We start from the raw sequence: 16,432 nt of genomic DNA, 5'->3' as shown, positions 1-16,432 counted from the left end.
CTGTCGACGATGAAGTCAGTTTAGCGAGACTTAGTTTAGCGAGACCTGGGTCGATACCGCCTGTCAGTACCGCGACACCACGGGTGGCTGGCCGACTGGGGTCTTCCCAATGGGGCTCTTGCCAATCGGCATTTTGCCGACGACCGGAGCCTCCTGATAGACGGGGGCGGGCTGTCTGCGCGGGAAGTCGGCAGCGCCGGCTGCAGTCACCACGGCAAGCGTTGCAGCCACTACGATCACAATCTTCATCACGGTAGTTCCCCTCTAAGCTAGAAGAAACAAAGCAGTAACCGGGCAAGCGTTCACCGCAAAATTACGTCTACAATGCGGCGGATGGGACCCGCTCGACGAATGGGCCTACAGTGCGACAGATATGACACACGGGAACTCACTCCTCGGGGTCAATGACCCGATTGGTTCAATGAAGCGATAGCCGAATAATCCGAATTGATGATCGGCCTGCGTGGTCTGCTGAGGATCAAAAGCGGCACGCCGATCGCTTCCGGTCTTCCCCTATGAACGACATCGGCATCACCGCTCGGCATGTCTCAAGGGTGCTGCTTGCGGGGAATTGCGGACGATCTGCGGCAGCGGATGAGGCAAAATAAAGACGCCTCTTCCTCGCGCCGCTCCTATTGCAGGAGAATCGGCAGATTGAGCGGGCCGCGGAAACCGAATCCGTGCCAGCGCACCCCCGCGGGATCAGGCAAGGTCATGTTGGGGAAGCGCTCGAACAGCATGGGCAGCAGGATCGCGCCAACGGTTCGCCGCGACAGGTGCGCGCCCGCGCAGTGATGCGGGCCGTTGCCAAAGGCCTGGTGAGGATTGGGCTCACGCAGCCCGTCATAGTTTTCGCCATCGTCGAAGACGTCCTCGTCTCGATTGGCCGACGCCTGGATCGTCATCACGGTGTCGCCTTTCGGGATGAAGCAGCCGCGAATCTCCGTGTCCTCCATAACGAGCCGTGAACTCGCCTGGATCGGCGCCACCCACCGCACCCCTTCCTCGAAGGCGGAGCGCCATTTGTCGCCTGCGCGCACGGCGTCAAGCTGATCCGGATTGGTGAGCAGGCCGTAGAGGATCGTCAGCAGGGCGTCGCGCGGCTCGTTGATGCCGCCGCCGATCGCGATCTTCACATTGGCGATCATCTGGCTTTCCGGAATCGGATTCTTCGCGTTCACCATGAAGGAGAGCGCTGAGGAATCCGGTTCGGCCCGCACGCGTTCGGCGTTGGCGCGAATACATTTGTCCATCTCCGCATTGGCGATGTCGGTCGCATCGAAAGGCCCCGGCGTCCAGCCGAAATTGCCGGCGCCGTCGATCAGCGTCTGCGACCATCGCTGCATGTCCTCATCGTTCGCGTCCGGAACGCCCATCGCATGTGCCAGAATCCGCGCGGCAAGCGGTCCTGCGAGAGCGGGAAAGAGATCGACCACCTCACCGCGCGGCAGCCGGTCAAGATACGCCGCGGCCAGTTTCGCATACAGCGGCGCCCAGACGGATTCGATCGTCTTCGGCATCAGGGCCGGCATCATCGCCATGCGTTCGGTCCGGTGCTCGTCGTGGTCCTTGCGCATCAGCGTATGCGCCAGAAAGGCGCGCTTCATGGGCGTGTTCGGGTCGTCGGAGCTGAACAACGCCGCGTTGTCCTTCACGTATTTGGTGTCGGCGGCCTTGGTGAGGAAGGTGCGGCCCACGGATTTGACCCGTAATACGGGCGCTTCGCGTCTCAGGCGCCGGTAGATCGGATAGGGATCGCGCGTGAGCTCTTCGATCGTGATGGTCTCGTCCAGGGGGGCCAGGCACGCGGTCGGCATGGGGTGATCCTGTTGGCTGTTGGCCGGTATGTGCCGAGGCGGAGCATATTGGCAGGCGAGAAACCGCGCAATCCGGCGTCCGCTCCGGCAGGCGCGAAGCCGGCACGCTCCTCCGCCGCGCCGGAACCGAATGAGAGAATAATTCAGGACCAAGCCTGATCATACCGGGAGAAAAAACGGCATCGACAGGGACAATCGCGCCGTTGAAGGTAATGCATGCGAGCGACGACAAGCCTGCTCCCTAGCGGATTTGAGGAAGAGGGCGTCACCTTTTGACTATCCGCGCGAGCGCGTGTTCCGGCAGGCGGCCAGAGTCCGTTGTGGGTCAAACGCGGCACTTTGACCTCGCGCCGGTCACTTCCGGTTTTCCCCTGTGAACGGACATCGGTATCACCGGTCGGCATGTCTCAAGGTGCCGGTAGCCGGCTGGCCGAGCGTCGATCAGCGGCGCGCTGCGGGACTCGTGCTCGCCGAGCAATTACCCGGTCGATCTGTTGACCAGATGCATTTGCCCGCAAGCCGGACATTGCGTGGACTCATAAACTTGGGGGGCGGCGTCCGGGTCGGCGGCGAAGGGCCTCGGAACGTTCATTCCAGTATTTGGACAGCGAAATACCGAGTTGGGCATGCCGGAGGGGCTAGCACACGATATGACCTTTTTATAAGCCCTTCCTTGGTGGCGACAGGTCTTTCGTCTCTTCTTCAGCCAGCAGCTTCAGGATGACTCTTCGCTCCGCGTCGGTGATCGGCGCCAGCAGACGCTTCTTGTACAGGGCGATATTTTGACCGTGGATGAACTTGTCCATGATGAGCCTCGCCCGGGTCCTTAGGGACTATGTTCGACGGGGTGCGCGCTTCCTGGATCAAAGTCCAGTCAAAACCGGGGGCTATTTCAAGATGCGTCGGCGAGGCACGCCAGCAGCGTCCGGCGCAACAACGGTCCCGGAGAAATCCGGATTTCCGTTTGCGCACCGCCTGAACCCAGGCAGCCGTTTGCTGCTGACGCCATCAAGACATTTAGCGCCCGGCTTGGGCCACCTTGGCCGCCAGACCTTCCCAAGGCCTGAAGATCTGTGTGGCAAGTTTGCCGTAAAGTTCACAAATCTTCTGCGACTCAGCGACATAGTTCGCAAGCGCCTGCCTTGCGAATTCGGTCTGAACCTCAATAGCGTTGTCGAACGACCGCACACCCATGAGCTTCTCTGCAAAGGACCTGCTCTCCTGCAACGACTTCCTGGTGTAGTCCACGTAGGCATTCGCAATGGTCTGAATGCTGAATGGACCATCGTCCGCCGGTGCGGCTGCGCTTGAGAAGGCCTCCGCAGCTGCGGCTGCGCCTGCGCCGATTGAGGGCGCATCCGCCGGTGCGACCTCGCCGACCAAAGGCCCGCTCGCCGGCGCGGCTGCGCCGTTCGCAGCGGCGTCAGTTGACGCGTCCATTGGGCTGATCCGATCTTCGTCCCGCCGATCCAGCTTCGGGCTTTGCTGTGGTTCAGGTTTCTGGCCCCGTGGAGACCCTTTATGGCCGCGCTGGCGGGGCTTCCCGCCTGGTTTTTCCTTGTCCGTGGTCGTCATTGTTGACCTCCGTTGAACGCGCTGATGCTCATCAAACGTCAAAACTCGGCCATGTTTGCGATCGAATCGCGGTTCTGGCTTGTTCCTCGCGCGGCGTTGGTGTGTCAGAATGGAGCGCCGGCGGCCGACGCTCTCGTTTGTGACTTCCGGAAGGAAGCGTGCGGGCGCAACGCTCGGTTCCATATTTAGAAACGGTTAAGTCCTCTCCAGCATATTGGGCCGCGAAGGGGCTAATCGGCACGGCGGTGGCCATGCACCTTCTGGATGTCACATCCAACGGTTCTCGAATAGAACAAGCCTACCCGGAACGACCAGCGCGACCATGGAGTCTCTCAGAGGCTTCGCCCTCTTGAAGGGAGGACGCGCAGTCAATGAAACGGGACGAATGGAAATCCCTGCTTCTTATGGAATGGGATCGTTGGCTTCAGACTCAGCCGATCGACCCAGCAGGGCCAACTGCAAAAGGGCCAACCGCAAAAGAGACATTAAGGTTCTTTTGCGAGCTTCAGGATAGGCGGTCGCCTCTGTTGGATTTCCGACCAAGGCGGCGCGATAGGTGGCGAGTCATCCATGAATTGTTGCTGAATGAGGGGCGCGTCTCCGATTGACGCCAACCGCGCATCGACATCGCCATGCATCAAAGATGCACACCTTGCGCGATCAGCATGAATGTCACCCGCACCACGGAGAAGGCGAATACCCAGTCTGCGAGGTAGACGTTGTACCGGGACGACCGCAGGTCGCGCGCTGGCGAATTTTAGGGGACCCATTCGATTTATCGACCAGGCTTCACCAGCCAACAATCCCCTTGAGTCCGGTATATAGCGAACCCGAAGCCGTCATCACAATTCCCGCCAGCGGTCCTATTGTGCGCATCAGGTTCTGGATAACCCGTGCCCGGCGACGGAGTTGCTCTTCACCGACATGCTGACCAAGCGCTCTTGCCATATTGTAGGCAACGGCATTGGGCTTGCCGCCGCCGGCCATCATCCTGGGGAGTGCCTGGAAGATCAAAAAGCCGACAATATTGCCGGTAACAAAAGCGAGCGCGATACTCAAACCATATTCAATCGCCTCGCGCCACTCGATCCAGGGACCGGGAATAATAGGCACATTGTCGTTTAGCCCGGTTACCGTGAGCATGCAGAGGATGGCGAAGGTGGCGGTGACGATCCCCAATAGAAGGGCGCCACGAACTCCCACCCTCTCGCGGGCGTAGACCGCCAGACCGAACGGCAGGGGTACGATGAGCGAGGCGAGCCGCAGATAAAGCGGGCTGACATTCAATACGATGGTGACAAGAACATGTGCGGCGACCAGCAGGACCGCCGGCACCAGGAAGTAAGCTACGCCAAACACCAAGGGGCTGCGAAAGGGATGGCGAAGCCTGCCAAGTTTCGCGTTCACGTGAGCTAGTTCGCTCCGCAGCCGGTCCAGTTCGGAAACGACTTCGTGGATTTCGACAATCACCGGACGGACAACGCGCAAGTCACGCGAACAGTGCTTGCACACCAGGGATTCGTCTCGGACGGTTTCTGAGCAAAAGGGGCAGTCCATCAGAGTGGTCGAAATTTCTTGACGCGTTTGAGCGCTTCGAGCTCGCGCCTGGCCCTCGACAATTCCTCCCTCGCCAGATCGCGCTTTCGACACAGATCGTCCCGCTCGGCGAGCAGCGAGGCCGGCACGGCGATGTCGCGCGAGCAGGCCGCGCAAACAAGGGCGGCGGCGGCATTTTCTTGCAGGCAAAATGGACAGGCTATCGGCATGGCGGTCACGGGGCGACCTTCAAGACAACGCTGGTACTACCGATACGGCCGTCCGAATCTTTGACATCGATCCTGACCATATGTTCACCGACCGGTAGCTCGACATCCGGAATATCGATGCCCGCGCTCTGCAAAAACGGCTTTATGCGCGGGGTCAGATCGACATTCGGATTCCTCAGATAGGTGACTTTGACCGAGTCCAGGTCAATCTTCGCGCCGCCAAAGGATTCAAACATGACCTGGAAATGCATCGGGGAGTGAACCGGCTCGCTTTCATCAAGAACCTTGATCTTGGGACCCCGGGTGATACCGCGCCGATCCGCCACGATCGCGCCCTTCGGTGGCGGCAACTTGGCTTCTTCTTCGGTGATCAAAACATTGGCCGCATAAACGGAAGATATCGCAGACCAGAAGACAAAAGGCGCTATCGCAAATCCTGCAAGCCAGCTACGCACGAAAATTTCCTTTCCCACAATCAAAAAGCCTTAAAAACGCTAACGTTTGCCGCCGTCACCAATCACGGAATACGGCGCCCAAAACAGCGGGTGAGCGTAAGCAAATTCCGTCTTGCCGTCGGCGCCAATATAGCCGGGCCCATCCACCAAGGCCATCATCGCCTGCTGCAGCGCTTCTCCGCGCGTCAACGCCGGATCGTCGGCCTGCCGCTTGAACAGGTCGGTGATCAACGCACGCGCCGACTCCGAATGCACCGACCAGTTCGTAAGCAGCAGGGCACGCGTACCGGCATAGAAGAATGCCCGACCGAGGCCCGAGGCAGCCTCGGCGCCGGCAACCGCGCCCGCGGCGGTATTGCAGGCCGACAGAACGACCCAGTCGGCATCGAGCTTCAATGCCAGGATCTCTTCCATCGTCAGCAGTCCATCGCCATCGGTGTCGGCCACCGCAGGAGCCGTCAAAGCCAGCGCCGGTTGGGCCAGGCCGTCGAGCTCGCCCGGCACCAATCCATGGGTTGCAAATGCGATGATCTTGAAATTCGACAGATTCATCGTCTTGACGTTTTTCTCATTGGCGTCCTTGCCGAGATTGAGCACCTTGGCTGGATCGGCCTGCAGGGCCAGCGCGATGGATCTCAATTCTTCCCTTGTGTCCGGAAGTCGCGGCAGCTGCGCCAGTTGTGCGCTATCCACCCCGTCAAGCTTCGGGGCGTTGCGCCGCTTCAGGGGCACGCCGCGGGTGACGTTGGCGGCGTCCGCGATCTGAACCGGCTTGTCGTCCCGTGCCGCTTCGTCGGCCTGTTGCTTGCTGAACAGCGGATCGCCAAATCCAATCATTTGCTGACGCGAGGCGGGGCCGGCAGGCAATTTGCGCAGCGTCAGCAATGCCGAGATTGACGGCACCAGCGTCACGGCGTGGGTCCGCGCCAGCCACGGCACTTTCCGGTAACTGGAAAACAGCGGATCGTCGTTGGGATCGATGGTCGAGGGCTCGGTGGGCAACAACGACAGCGGCAGCAGGCCGAGCGCGCCGTTTGTCACCACGATCAGGTTTTTCGCAGGTCGCCAGTTGGCTTCGGTCGGCTTGAGCAGCGTTGCGTAAAGATCGGAGGCCAGCGTCAGATCAAACGGCGGAATATCGGAAATCAATGCGGCATTGGGTTCAAGCGCCTCGCGAAGCTTGTTCACCCTGGCGTTCAGGTCGCCGAGCTTCAGGTCGAGCCGCGCAAACTGGACGGGCCCTTCCTTTCTGAGCACCCATACGAAACTGTCGAACCGGCCGAAGTAGAACGACAACAACGCCTCGTCGGCGGTAAGCTGTTTCTGCAGATCGACGGGACTGGGCAGCGGAGGATTGACGAGTTCTCCGTAATTGGGAAACTTCCTGGCGATGTCCTTCAGGCTCTGCGTCCGCGTCGCCTGCAGGCGAGCTATCTCGGCCTCGGTGCTCGAAACCAGTTTGTCGTCGCGCTCCGAGGCCGGCAGCGTCAGCAAATTGTTGAGCGCGCCCACGGCCGCGCCGATTTTCTTGTCGATGTCCTGCGAGGTCCGCACCAGCTCAGCCAGCACCGGATCCTTGCTTGCGGAACGGGCCGATGATGCCTGCAATGCACGCTGCACCGATTGTCCGCGCAGCACGTCGGCATAACCGAATGTTTCCTCGATGAGGCCAGGGGACGCGATCGCCGGGTTGCGGCTGAGCAGCCACAGATAGCTTTCGATCACGTAGCGAACGCGGGCCTCACGGGCGGCGGCGGTTGTGCCGCTATCGTCGTCTCCGCCCGAGACCGACAACAGAACCGGCAGCGATTCCTTGAAGGCCTGCAGGGACTCCGCCATGTGACCTTTTTTCCCAAGCGCGATCGCGTGAAAGCCACGCGATAACGCCGTATTGAAGCTCTTGTCTCCGGAGCGCTGGCGTTCGCGTTCGTAGGTGCGTTGAGCGATTTCGACCGCGTTGTCGTTGTTGCCCTGCGCCAGCATGATGGCGACGCGCGCCAGACCGCCGCTGATGGCCTCGCGCCGCGACGGCTCCCATTTGGCGGTCCAGGCATCGATCTGGTCATAGAGTTTGGAGGCGGTGTCGTACTGCCCCCTGAGATTGAGTATTTGCGCAAGAAACAGTTGTGAATTGACCGACTGCGCCGAGTCGATGCCGTATCCCAATCCCTGATAGATGCCGATGACCTGGCGCTGCAGCCGTTCGGCCTCCTCGTAACGTCCCTGCTCCTGAATGACATAGACCAGCACCGCCAGGATGCCGGCCGTATCGGCGTGATACTTGCCGGATTTGCTCAGCCGGCTCAGCAGCGCGCGCCTCACATCGGCTTCGCCCTCGCCGACCCGACCCTGCTTTACCTTGGTCCGCCCTTCAAACGCCAAGGCCCAGTCCGAATGCCTTTCCATTTCGCCTTCGGCGGGCCTGCTTTCCCATTGCGCAAAGGTTTTCATCGAGTTCGTGTAGAGGATCGACGCCTTGTGATAGGCACCCTCCGCCTGGGCAAACCGGCCACGTGCTTCATCGATTCGCGCGTTGCCGTCCTCGACCAGCGCCTGCCACGCCATCCCGTAGATCGGGAACACCGACCAACGCTGCGATTCCGTGAGCAGGCTGCGATTGCGGGCGACGTAGGACTCCGCCGCGTTGATGTCGCCACTTCTGACCAGGCTTACCGCCATCGAAAAATTCAACCCGAACAGCTTTCCCTTGCTCTGGTTGGCGAACGTCGTCATCTGCTTGGCGACCAGCACGTTGGCACGCTTGTTTTGCCCGGCCTCCCGCAACAGCCGCGCCAGCAGCTGCTCATAGCGGCTTCCGAGATTGTTGTAATCGGCGCCGGTTGCATTGCTGACAGCAAGGCCGGCATCATCGAGCGCGTCGGCGCGGCCGAGCAATACTCTTGCTTGCGCGCGCTTGTAGTAGAAGTCGGCCAGATCAGCGCCCTTGATGCCCGCCGGCGCGGGTGCATCGGCGGTCGCGGCCAGCTTGGCGATGGCTGCCGGGTCCGGCTTCTGCTGTTCGAGAATAGCGGTAATGTCGGATATCGTTCGCGGTGGCGCGACCAGACCGGCCTTGGCGTCGCTGGCTATTTCCGCTGCGCTGGGTTTTCCGGCCGTGGCCGGCGATCTTGATAGTTTTTCGGTCGAGAACAGCGCAGCCTTTGGCTGCGCGGCGACCATGGCGCTCCGCACGCAGGACTGAACGATCGCCCTCGCCTTGCCAAAACATGCTTCGTGGGTTCCGCCACCTTGCTTGCAAGCCATATAGGCCGGCCTTCCGCTCGAGGCGCGGCAATTCTCAATGGCCTGATCCATCTCAAGCGCGAAGACTTGCGAATTTGCAAGAACTGCAACCGCTGCAGCGCAAAAAACAAGGACGCCTTGCAGATAATAGCGTGCGATGTGAGCCATATTGCGTCGTATCGGCCGGAGGGTCTCGATCTGGCTGCTACCTTCAAGAGCATATCCCGGTCCGCTCAGGATCGCCACAATCAACATAAGGACCAAGGAGCTACAGTTGCCATGTTTCGTGGCAATCGGCCGCGCCGGTCAGCGCCGATGCGGTCGGCAAGGCGCGGGATCAGCCCAGCACCCGGTTCGATTAGACACCGACGACCGCCGGCTGATGTGCTGCGGATCTGTGCGCGGCTGATTTGAAGCAATCACAAAACGAGATCGGTCCCGGTTCGATGTCAGCTCGGGCCCGAGCCGACGCTTTGCAGCGCGGGTCCCACCGCCGGAGGCTCGACGACGTCGGCCTTCGCGCCGGCCGCATCGGCCACGATCCGGAACGACACGCGCGTGGAGTTGTACCAGCTCAACAGCGCACTGACGGCGACCATCACCGCGATGCCGGCCACCGCGACCAGGAGGCGAATGATGGTGCTGCCCGGCGCTTCGACCAAAGCGACCTGCCCGGCGAAGGCCAGCGTCACCCCCAGGCAGAAGACCTCCAGCGAATGCTGCCCGCATAGAATGAGCGGCCGCAGGACCCGCCAGCTCAGCGGCGGCCAGTGCCGCGGAATCAGCCAATCGGCGACGATCGCGAGCGCCAGGAAGTGCAGCAGGCGCAGAACGCCGAGATTGGTCTTGCCGAACGCGTAAAGGCTCGATTCCGGAATGAGGGCACCAAGGTTCAGGCGATCCCAGCCGAGAAACATCACGAAGACCGACACCGCATAGACGGCTGCCAGAATCAGCACCAGCCGCGATCGCACCAGCGACCACACCCAATCGGCCGCGCCCAGGCCGCACCAGGCCCCCAGCACGAACAGGAACTGCCACGCCAGCGGATTGAAGTACCAGTATCCGCGCGGGAAGGACGGGAAGTTGAGTCCGAACAGGTTGGCAACGGCATAAACGGTGGCGGCCAGCGCCAGCGCCAGCGCGGGCATTTTTCGCAACAGCCAAAGCACCGCCGGTGAGACCGCGAGCACCACGACATAGAGCGGCAGCACATTCATGTTCACCGGCATGAACTTCAGCTGCAGCAGCGCAACAATGCTTTCGTCGGGCCGCTCGTGGAGAATGCGGATGTTCATCGCATCGTCGAGCGCATGCGAACCGTGCGACAGCCAGAACACCTCGCCGATGAGGATCACGAACAGGAATATCTGGGCGACGTAGGCCTCGAAGGCCCGCCGCACGACCTGCGCACCGCCCACCACGAAGCCGCGCTGCTCCATCACGCGCCCATAGACATAGGCGTTGGCGTAGCCGGAGACGAAGATGAAGATCTCGGCCGGATCGCTGAAGCCGTAATTCCAGGGCGTGATCCTGTTGAAAAAGGTGCCGGGAACGTGGGCGAGGAAAATAAGCCAGAGCGCATACCCCCGGTAAAGATCGAGCCGGAAGTCGCGCGGTATCTCGACTGGATTGAGCTTGACCCCGGGCACCGGCATTTCCATCCCGTTCCCCTATCGCCCGCTGGCGGCCGGGCACGTCCAACCTTTGATCGGGCAAGAGCCGGCCGCGCGCCTTGACAAAGGTCAACGATTCTACCGGCGGAAAGCACGGCAATTTGCCGCGGCTAGGGCCTTGTTCCCGAACCGTCCACAATTATCTACCTTGGTAGGCTGGAGGGGATTCCATGCGTACCGTTTTGCGCCTCACCTGGAAATTGACCAAATGGACCGGCGTCGCCGTGCTGTTGGGTTACGTTGCGGTGTGCACGGGAATGTACGTGATGCAGCGGACGCTGGTGTTTCCGAAGCTCGCGGATCACGTGACCGCCGCCGATGCGGGCTTTCCCGAGGCGCAGGAGGTCGCGTTTCAGACATCCGACGGCGAGCGTCTGATCGCGTGGTATGTGGCGCCCAAGTCCGACAAGCCACTCTTCATCTATTTCCACGGCAACGGCGACACGCTGAACTGGCGCGTCGGCCGGGACCGGCGCCTGGTGGCCGACGGCAGCGGGCTGCTTGCGGTTTCCTACAGGGGCTACGAGGGATCGACCGGAAGCCCGTCCGAAGACGGCATGCATCTCGACGCCACCGCGGCTTACGCCTTCGCAGCCGATCACCAGATCGCGCCGGACCGTATCGTGCTATGGGGGCATTCGCTTGGCACCGGTGTCGCCGTCTGGCTTGCGGCCGAGCGGAAAATCAAGGCGCTGGTGCTGGAAGCCCCGTACACTTCGATTGCCGACGTCGCGGCCATGAATTACCCGCTGCTGCCGGTGCGGTGGCTGCTCAAGGATCAATTCCATTCGGATTGGGACATCGGCAAGGTGACCGCTCCGGTGCTGGTGTTCCATGGCGACAGGGACGATACGGTCCCGATCTCGTTCGGGCAACGTCTCTACAGCCTCATCAAGTCGCCCAAATGTTTCGTCCGCTTTCCCCTTGGCGGCCACGGCGATCTCGATGACGGCAAGATCCTCGCCAGCGTTCGCGACTTCATCGCCAGGCCATGGCGTCGCTCGGCCGATCCGGTCGAGGCGGACGGCTGCGAGCGCGGCAGTCTGGCGACCTAACCGCGCGAAGCCCGGCAAGGACGAAATCGGTTCTCGCCCTTGCGGTGCAGCAGCCATCGGCGGCACTCCCTGAGCGAAACCCTGAACGAAACTTCTGCAATTCAGACTCCCGCAAACGGCCTAGCTAAATCCGAAGCGCGGCTGTAGCCTGAAATTGACTGGCCGAACGCCAGCACCAAAAATAAGGGGAGTCGATAATGCCTCGTCGGGGATGGTGGACGCTTTCCACATTGCTTGTTTTCGGCCTGTTGATCGTCGCGCCCGCCTGGGCCGCTGATGCCGAGATCGACAAATTGCTTCGAAGCCCGGTCGGCAAGGACTGGGTGACGAACGGCGGCAATCTCACCAATAATCGCTATTCCACGCTGAAGCAGATCGACACCACGAATGTCGGGAAGCTCAAGGGGGCGTGGATGACGCGCCTGAAAGGCTCGGGCCTCGGCGGCAAATATTCCCTCGAGGCGTCTCCGCTCGTGAAGGACGGCATTATGTATGTCGTCACCGGCAACGATGACGTGTTCGCGCTCAACGCCAAGACCGGCGAGATGATCTGGGAATACTGGTCCGGCATCGATCAGACCATCTCGACGATCTGCTGCGGCTGGGTCAATCGCGGTCTTGCGATGGGAGAAGGACAAATCTACCTCGGCCAGCTCGACGCCAACGTCGTCGCGCTAGACATGAAGACCGGCAAGGTCGCCTGGAAGACGCCGATCGAAAAGTGGCAGAACGGCTACGGCATCACCAGCGCGCCGCTTTATTATGACGGCATGATCTACACCGGGATGACGGGCGGCGAGTTTGGCGTCCGCGGCCGATTGACCGCGCTCAACGCCAAGACCGGCGAGATCACGTGGCGCTGGTTTACGCTGCCGGGTCCTGGCGAGAAAGGCAGCGAGACCTGGCCGCCTGGCACCGACCATTCGATGCGCGGTGGCGCCCCGATCTGGAATACGCCGGCGCTCGACCCTGAGCTCGGCCTCGTCTACTTCGCGGTCGGCAATTGCGGGCCGGATTACGACGGCTCGATGCGTGAAGGTGACAACCTGTTCTGCGCGTCCATCGTGGCCCTGAAGGCCAAGACCGGGGAATACGCCTGGCACTTCCAGCAGGTGCACCACGACATCTGGGACTACGATGCAGCGAGCCCGGTTGTCCTGTTCGACACCGTGATCAACGGCGAACCGCGGAAGGGGATCGCCGAGGCCGGTCGCACGGGCTGGGTCTATATCCTCGACCGTACCAATGGAAAACCGCTGGTCGGCATCGAGGAGAAGCCGGTGCCGCAGGACCCGCGGCAGAAAACGGCGGCGACGCAGCCGATTCCGGTCGGCGATGCGACCGTGCCGCAGTGCGCGGAGAAGCTTCCGGGCTACGAAGAGGCAGGGTGCATCTACACCCCATTCTGGGAATCCCCGGTTCTGATTCAGCCTTCCGGTAACGGCGGCACCAACTGGTCGCCGATGCCGTACAGTCCGGATACCGGCTATTTCTACGTACCCGGCACGGTGCGCAGCAGCGCGTACGTGCGCAATGGCAGCAATTACACGAATGGGCGGCGCTACACCGGCGGTGGACAGACAGCGCCGATCGGCTCAACTCTGAGCGGCACGTTCACCGCCATCGACGCCAAGACCAACAAGATCGCCTGGCAGCACAAGACGCCCCACCGCATCGGCGGCGGCGGCGGCTCGACCGTTACGGCGGGCGGGCTGGTGCTGCGCGGCGAACCGGATGGCAATTTCCTCGCGCTCGATGCCAAGACCGGCCAGGAACTGTTCCGCTTCCAGACCGGATTTGGCGCGGACGCTCCGCCTGTCGTCTACGAGGTGGATGGCGAGGAGTTCATCGCGATCGCGACCGGCGGCAATCAGCTGCAGGGCAGTGCCTCCGGCGATGCCGTCTGGACCTTTTCGCTCAAGGGTCAGCTCGGCCCGCTGTGGCCACCGCCCGCGCCGCAGACGGTGGCCGGCCCGACCGGACCGATCGCCGCAGGCGGCGATGCGATCAAGATCGGCGCCAACAATACCGAGTACAGCTTTTCTCCGGCCCGCACCCGGATCAAGAGCGGCACGACGGTGAGCTTCACCAATGTCGGCGACATTCCGCACGACGCGAGCGGATTGCAGCAGCAAGGCTGGAGCACGGGCGCACTGGCCAAGGGCGAGACGAAAACCGTGAAGTTCGACAAGCCGGGCGTCTACTACTACGTCTGCACGCCGCATCCGTGGATGTATGGGCAAGTGATTGTAGAGTGATCGCCCACTGAGGCTGAATGCAACCAACACGCCTTCTCGCGGTTCCCGCGGGAAGGCTCCTCTTTCCGGGAGCGGAAAAAGTGGCGTTGTCCGGTGGAGAAGCGCGTTCCGGCGTTGGTGTGGTGCGGTGCCCAGGCGTATGGCGCATCTGGCTGGCGCTGGCCTGCGCTGTTTTCTCCGCGCCCGTTGCCGCGAACGAAGCGGCCGAGCCCTCGGCCACAGAATTGATCGAGGGCCTGCTGTCCGGCCGCGTGCCGGTCGGCGGTCCGTTCGAACTCACCGATCAGGCAGGCCATCGCCGCACCGACACGGATTTTCGCGGCAAGCTCGTCGTGCTCTATTTCGGCTACACCTCTTGCCCGGACGTGTGCCCGACCGAGCTGCAATCGATCTCGCTCGCGCTCGACCAGCTTGGCGCCGCGGCCAAGGCGGTGCAGCCCTTGTTCATCACCGTCGATCCGGAGCGCGACACGCCGGCGCGGCTGGCCGGTTTCGTTTCGGCGTTTCACCCGCGACTGATCGGCTTGACCGGTTCGCCTGCCGAGATCCGGAAAACCGCGATCGCCTACAGGACGTTCTTCGCCAAAAACAGCATTGCCACGGCGGGCGACTATTCGGTCGACCACAGCGGATTCATCTATCTGGTCGGCAAGGACGGGCGGTATCTCGGCTTCCTGCCGCCCGGTCTGCCGCCCGATGCCATCGCCGACGCCATACGCGCACGACTGGAGCCGGACTAGCGGCATTCACCCTTTTTCCGATTTCGGAGGAAACGATGCGTCAAAAAACACGGCCGATGCCGAGCGAGCCGGAACAGGCGGCCGGAAACGGAGTTCTCGACCGCCGCCTCTTTCTGACTGGCGGGGCGGCGGCGGCGATCGGAAGCGCCGTCCTGCCGGACCATGCGCGCGCGGCGGAGGCGCTGCCGGTCGAGCCGTGGATGAAAACACCGGGCTCGCCCTTTGCGCCTTACGGACAGCCGTCGAAATATGCCGGCAAGGTCGGACGGATCTTCGCCAGCGCGCCCGGGACGACCGGCACCGGCGCCTCGCGCACGCCGCATCATTTGCTCGACGGCATGATGACGCCGAACGGACTGCATTTCGAGCGCCACCACAGCGGCATTCCGGACATCAATCCCGAGACGCACCGGCTCCTGATCCACGGTCTGGTCAAGCGCCCGCTCACCTTCACGCTCGACGCGCTGATGCGCTACCCGATGGAGTCACGCATCGCCTTCATCGAGTGCGCCGGCAACAGCGCCCTGCTCTATCAAAAGGAACCGGCCCAGCTCGGCGTCCAGCCTATCCATGGCCTGTTGTCTTGCGCCGAATGGACCGGCGTGAGGCTGGCGACGCTACTGGATGACGCCGGCGTCGACCCGCGCGCACAGTGGATCCTGGCCGAAGGCGCCGACGCATCGGGCATGAGCCGCAGCGTGCCGCTCGCCAAGGCGATGGGCGACGCGATGGTCGCGATTTACCAGAACGGCGAACCGGTGCGGCCGTCGAACGGCTACCCGATGCGGCTGTTGTTGCCGGGGTATGAAGGCAACGCCAACGTCAAATGGCTTCGGCGCATCAAGCTGACCGAAGCTCCGACGATGACCAAGGATGAAACCTCGAAATACACCATGCTGCAGAACGATGGAAAAGCGCTGCAGTTCTGTTTCGCGCAGGAGGCCAAGTCGGTGATCACGCGCCCCTCCCCCGGCCTGACCATGGCAGCGCCCGGGCTGTACGAGATCACGGGTCTGGCCTGGTCCGGCTATGGAAAGATCGCGAAGGTCGAAGTCTCCGCCGACGGCGGCGCCAGCTGGGCGCTGGCGGCACTGCAGGAGCCGGTGCTGCCGATGGCGGTGACCCGGTTCCGCTCGCCCTGGCGTTGGGATGGCGGCCCGGCAACGCTGCTGAGCCGTGCGACCGACGAAACCGGATACGTGCAGCCGTCGCGCTCCAGGCTCATCGCCGATCGCGGCGCCAGGGCCGCCTACCATTTCAACGGGATTGCCAGCTGGGGCGTGGCACAAGGCGGCGAGGTAAGACATGTCTACGCGTAACGCGCTGCTGGCGGCCTGCTCAGTACTCGTCGTCGCGCACAGCGCCGCGCTGGCGGAAAGCCCCAATCTCGGCAAAGCCGCCAGCCCTGAGGAAGTCGCCTCCTGGGACATCAGCATCGGCCCCGACGGCGCCGGCCTGCCGCCGGGCAGCGGCACGCCGCAGCAGGGCGAGCAGGTCTATCTCGCCAAATGCCTCGCCTGTCACGGCGAGAAAGGCGCGGGCAAGCCGAACGATCAACTGGTCGGCGGGCAAGGATCGCTCGGACCGGGTCAAACTGCGGTCAAGACCGTCGGCAGTTACTGGCCCTACGCCACCACCCTGTTCGACTACGTGCGACGCGCCATGCCGCTGAACGAATCCAAATCGCTTGGGGATGACGAGGTCTATGCGGTGGTCGCCTACATCCTGCAGCTCAACGGCGTGATCGCTGAGAACGACACGATCGATGCACAGACACTGCCCAAGGTGCGAATGCCGAATCGAGACGGATTTGTGCGTTTTTCCCGCGGGAAATGATTCGCAAGTGA

At 62.2% G+C, this 16,432-nt stretch carries 14 protein-coding genes; 5 read left to right on the top strand and 9 right to left on the bottom strand.

What is annotated here, in order from left to right; all coding sequences use genetic code 11:
• Nucleotides 1–63 precede the first annotated feature (63 nt).
• From E8A46_RS04270 to E8A46_RS04230, 9 genes are all read right to left on the bottom strand, one after another.
• Nucleotides 64–249, bottom strand: a complete 186-nt coding sequence (locus E8A46_RS04270) for a hypothetical protein (protein ID WP_291557896.1) — start codon at nt 247–249, stop codon at nt 64–66.
• Between the two features lie 383 nt (nt 250–632).
• A complete protein-coding gene (locus tag E8A46_RS04265; RefSeq protein WP_291557890.1) occupies nt 633–1,817 on the bottom strand; it encodes a cytochrome P450 in 1,185 nt (394 codons plus the stop codon).
• A gap of 659 nt (nt 1,818–2,476) precedes the next feature.
• Nucleotides 2,477–2,623 carry a hypothetical protein gene (locus E8A46_RS04260; RefSeq protein ID WP_291557888.1) on the bottom strand — a complete coding sequence of 49 codons (147 nt, stop codon included), beginning with the start codon at nt 2,621–2,623 and terminating at the stop codon, nt 2,477–2,479.
• Between the two features lie 211 nt (nt 2,624–2,834).
• Nucleotides 2,835–3,392 (bottom strand): phasin family protein, encoded by a 558-nt coding sequence (locus E8A46_RS04255; protein ID WP_291557886.1) that lies wholly within the window; start codon nt 3,390–3,392, stop codon nt 2,835–2,837.
• Nucleotides 3,393–4,181: 789 nt separating this feature from the next.
• Entirely contained in the window at nt 4,182–4,880 is a 699-nt protein-coding gene (locus tag E8A46_RS04250) for a hypothetical protein (RefSeq protein WP_291557884.1), read from the bottom strand.
• A 68-nt stretch (nt 4,881–4,948) separates the two neighbouring features.
• A complete protein-coding gene (locus tag E8A46_RS04245; protein WP_291557894.1) occupies nt 4,949–5,158 on the bottom strand; it encodes a hypothetical protein in 210 nt (69 codons plus the stop codon).
• A 5-nt stretch (nt 5,159–5,163) separates the two neighbouring features.
• The gene (locus tag E8A46_RS04240) at nt 5,164–5,613 is read right to left on the bottom strand and encodes a hypothetical protein (protein WP_291557882.1); all 450 of its coding nucleotides are present in this window, start codon (nt 5,611–5,613) and stop codon (nt 5,164–5,166) included.
• Nucleotides 5,614–5,652: 39 nt separating this feature from the next.
• Nucleotides 5,653–8,793, bottom strand: coding sequence for a CHAT domain-containing tetratricopeptide repeat protein (locus E8A46_RS04235; protein ID WP_291557879.1), 3,141 nt, complete (start codon nt 8,791–8,793; stop codon nt 5,653–5,655).
• Between the two features lie 512 nt (nt 8,794–9,305).
• Nucleotides 9,306–10,520, bottom strand: a complete 1,215-nt coding sequence (locus E8A46_RS04230; RefSeq protein WP_291557877.1) for an OpgC domain-containing protein — start codon at nt 10,518–10,520, stop codon at nt 9,306–9,308.
• 182 nt (nt 10,521–10,702) lie between these two features.
• Here E8A46_RS04230 and E8A46_RS04225 point away from each other — a divergent pair, with 182 nt between their 5' ends.
• The 5 genes from E8A46_RS04225 to E8A46_RS04205 all read left to right on the top strand — a co-directional run bounded on the left by E8A46_RS04225 (nt 10,703) and on the right by E8A46_RS04205 (nt 16,421).
• Nucleotides 10,703–11,587: an alpha/beta hydrolase gene (locus E8A46_RS04225; protein ID WP_291557875.1), complete on the top strand. Its 885-nt coding sequence runs from the start codon at nt 10,703–10,705 to the stop codon at nt 11,585–11,587.
• A gap of 197 nt (nt 11,588–11,784) precedes the next feature.
• Nucleotides 11,785–13,845: a PQQ-binding-like beta-propeller repeat protein gene (locus tag E8A46_RS04220; RefSeq protein ID WP_291557873.1), complete on the top strand. Its 2,061-nt coding sequence runs from the start codon at nt 11,785–11,787 to the stop codon at nt 13,843–13,845.
• A gap of 80 nt (nt 13,846–13,925) precedes the next feature.
• Nucleotides 13,926–14,585 (top strand): SCO family protein, encoded by a 660-nt coding sequence (locus tag E8A46_RS04215; protein WP_291557871.1) that lies wholly within the window; start codon nt 13,926–13,928, stop codon nt 14,583–14,585.
• Nucleotides 14,586–14,620: 35 nt separating this feature from the next.
• Complete coding sequence (gene soxC / locus E8A46_RS04210) at nt 14,621–15,904, top strand: sulfite dehydrogenase (protein WP_291557869.1); 1,284 nt, start codon at nt 14,621–14,623, stop codon at nt 15,902–15,904.
• Nucleotides 15,891–16,421: a cytochrome c gene (locus tag E8A46_RS04205; RefSeq protein ID WP_291557867.1), complete on the top strand. Its 531-nt coding sequence runs from the start codon at nt 15,891–15,893 to the stop codon at nt 16,419–16,421. Before soxC ends, E8A46_RS04205 begins: the two co-directional genes overlap by 14 nt.
• The last annotated feature ends 11 nt before the right edge of the window (nt 16,422–16,432 follow it).

Origin of the sequence: Bradyrhizobium sp., assembly GCF_004799445.1 — a bacterium.
GTDB lineage: Bacteria > Pseudomonadota > Alphaproteobacteria > Rhizobiales > Xanthobacteraceae > Bradyrhizobium.
This window is presented reverse-complemented; position numbering and strand designations above follow the sequence as displayed.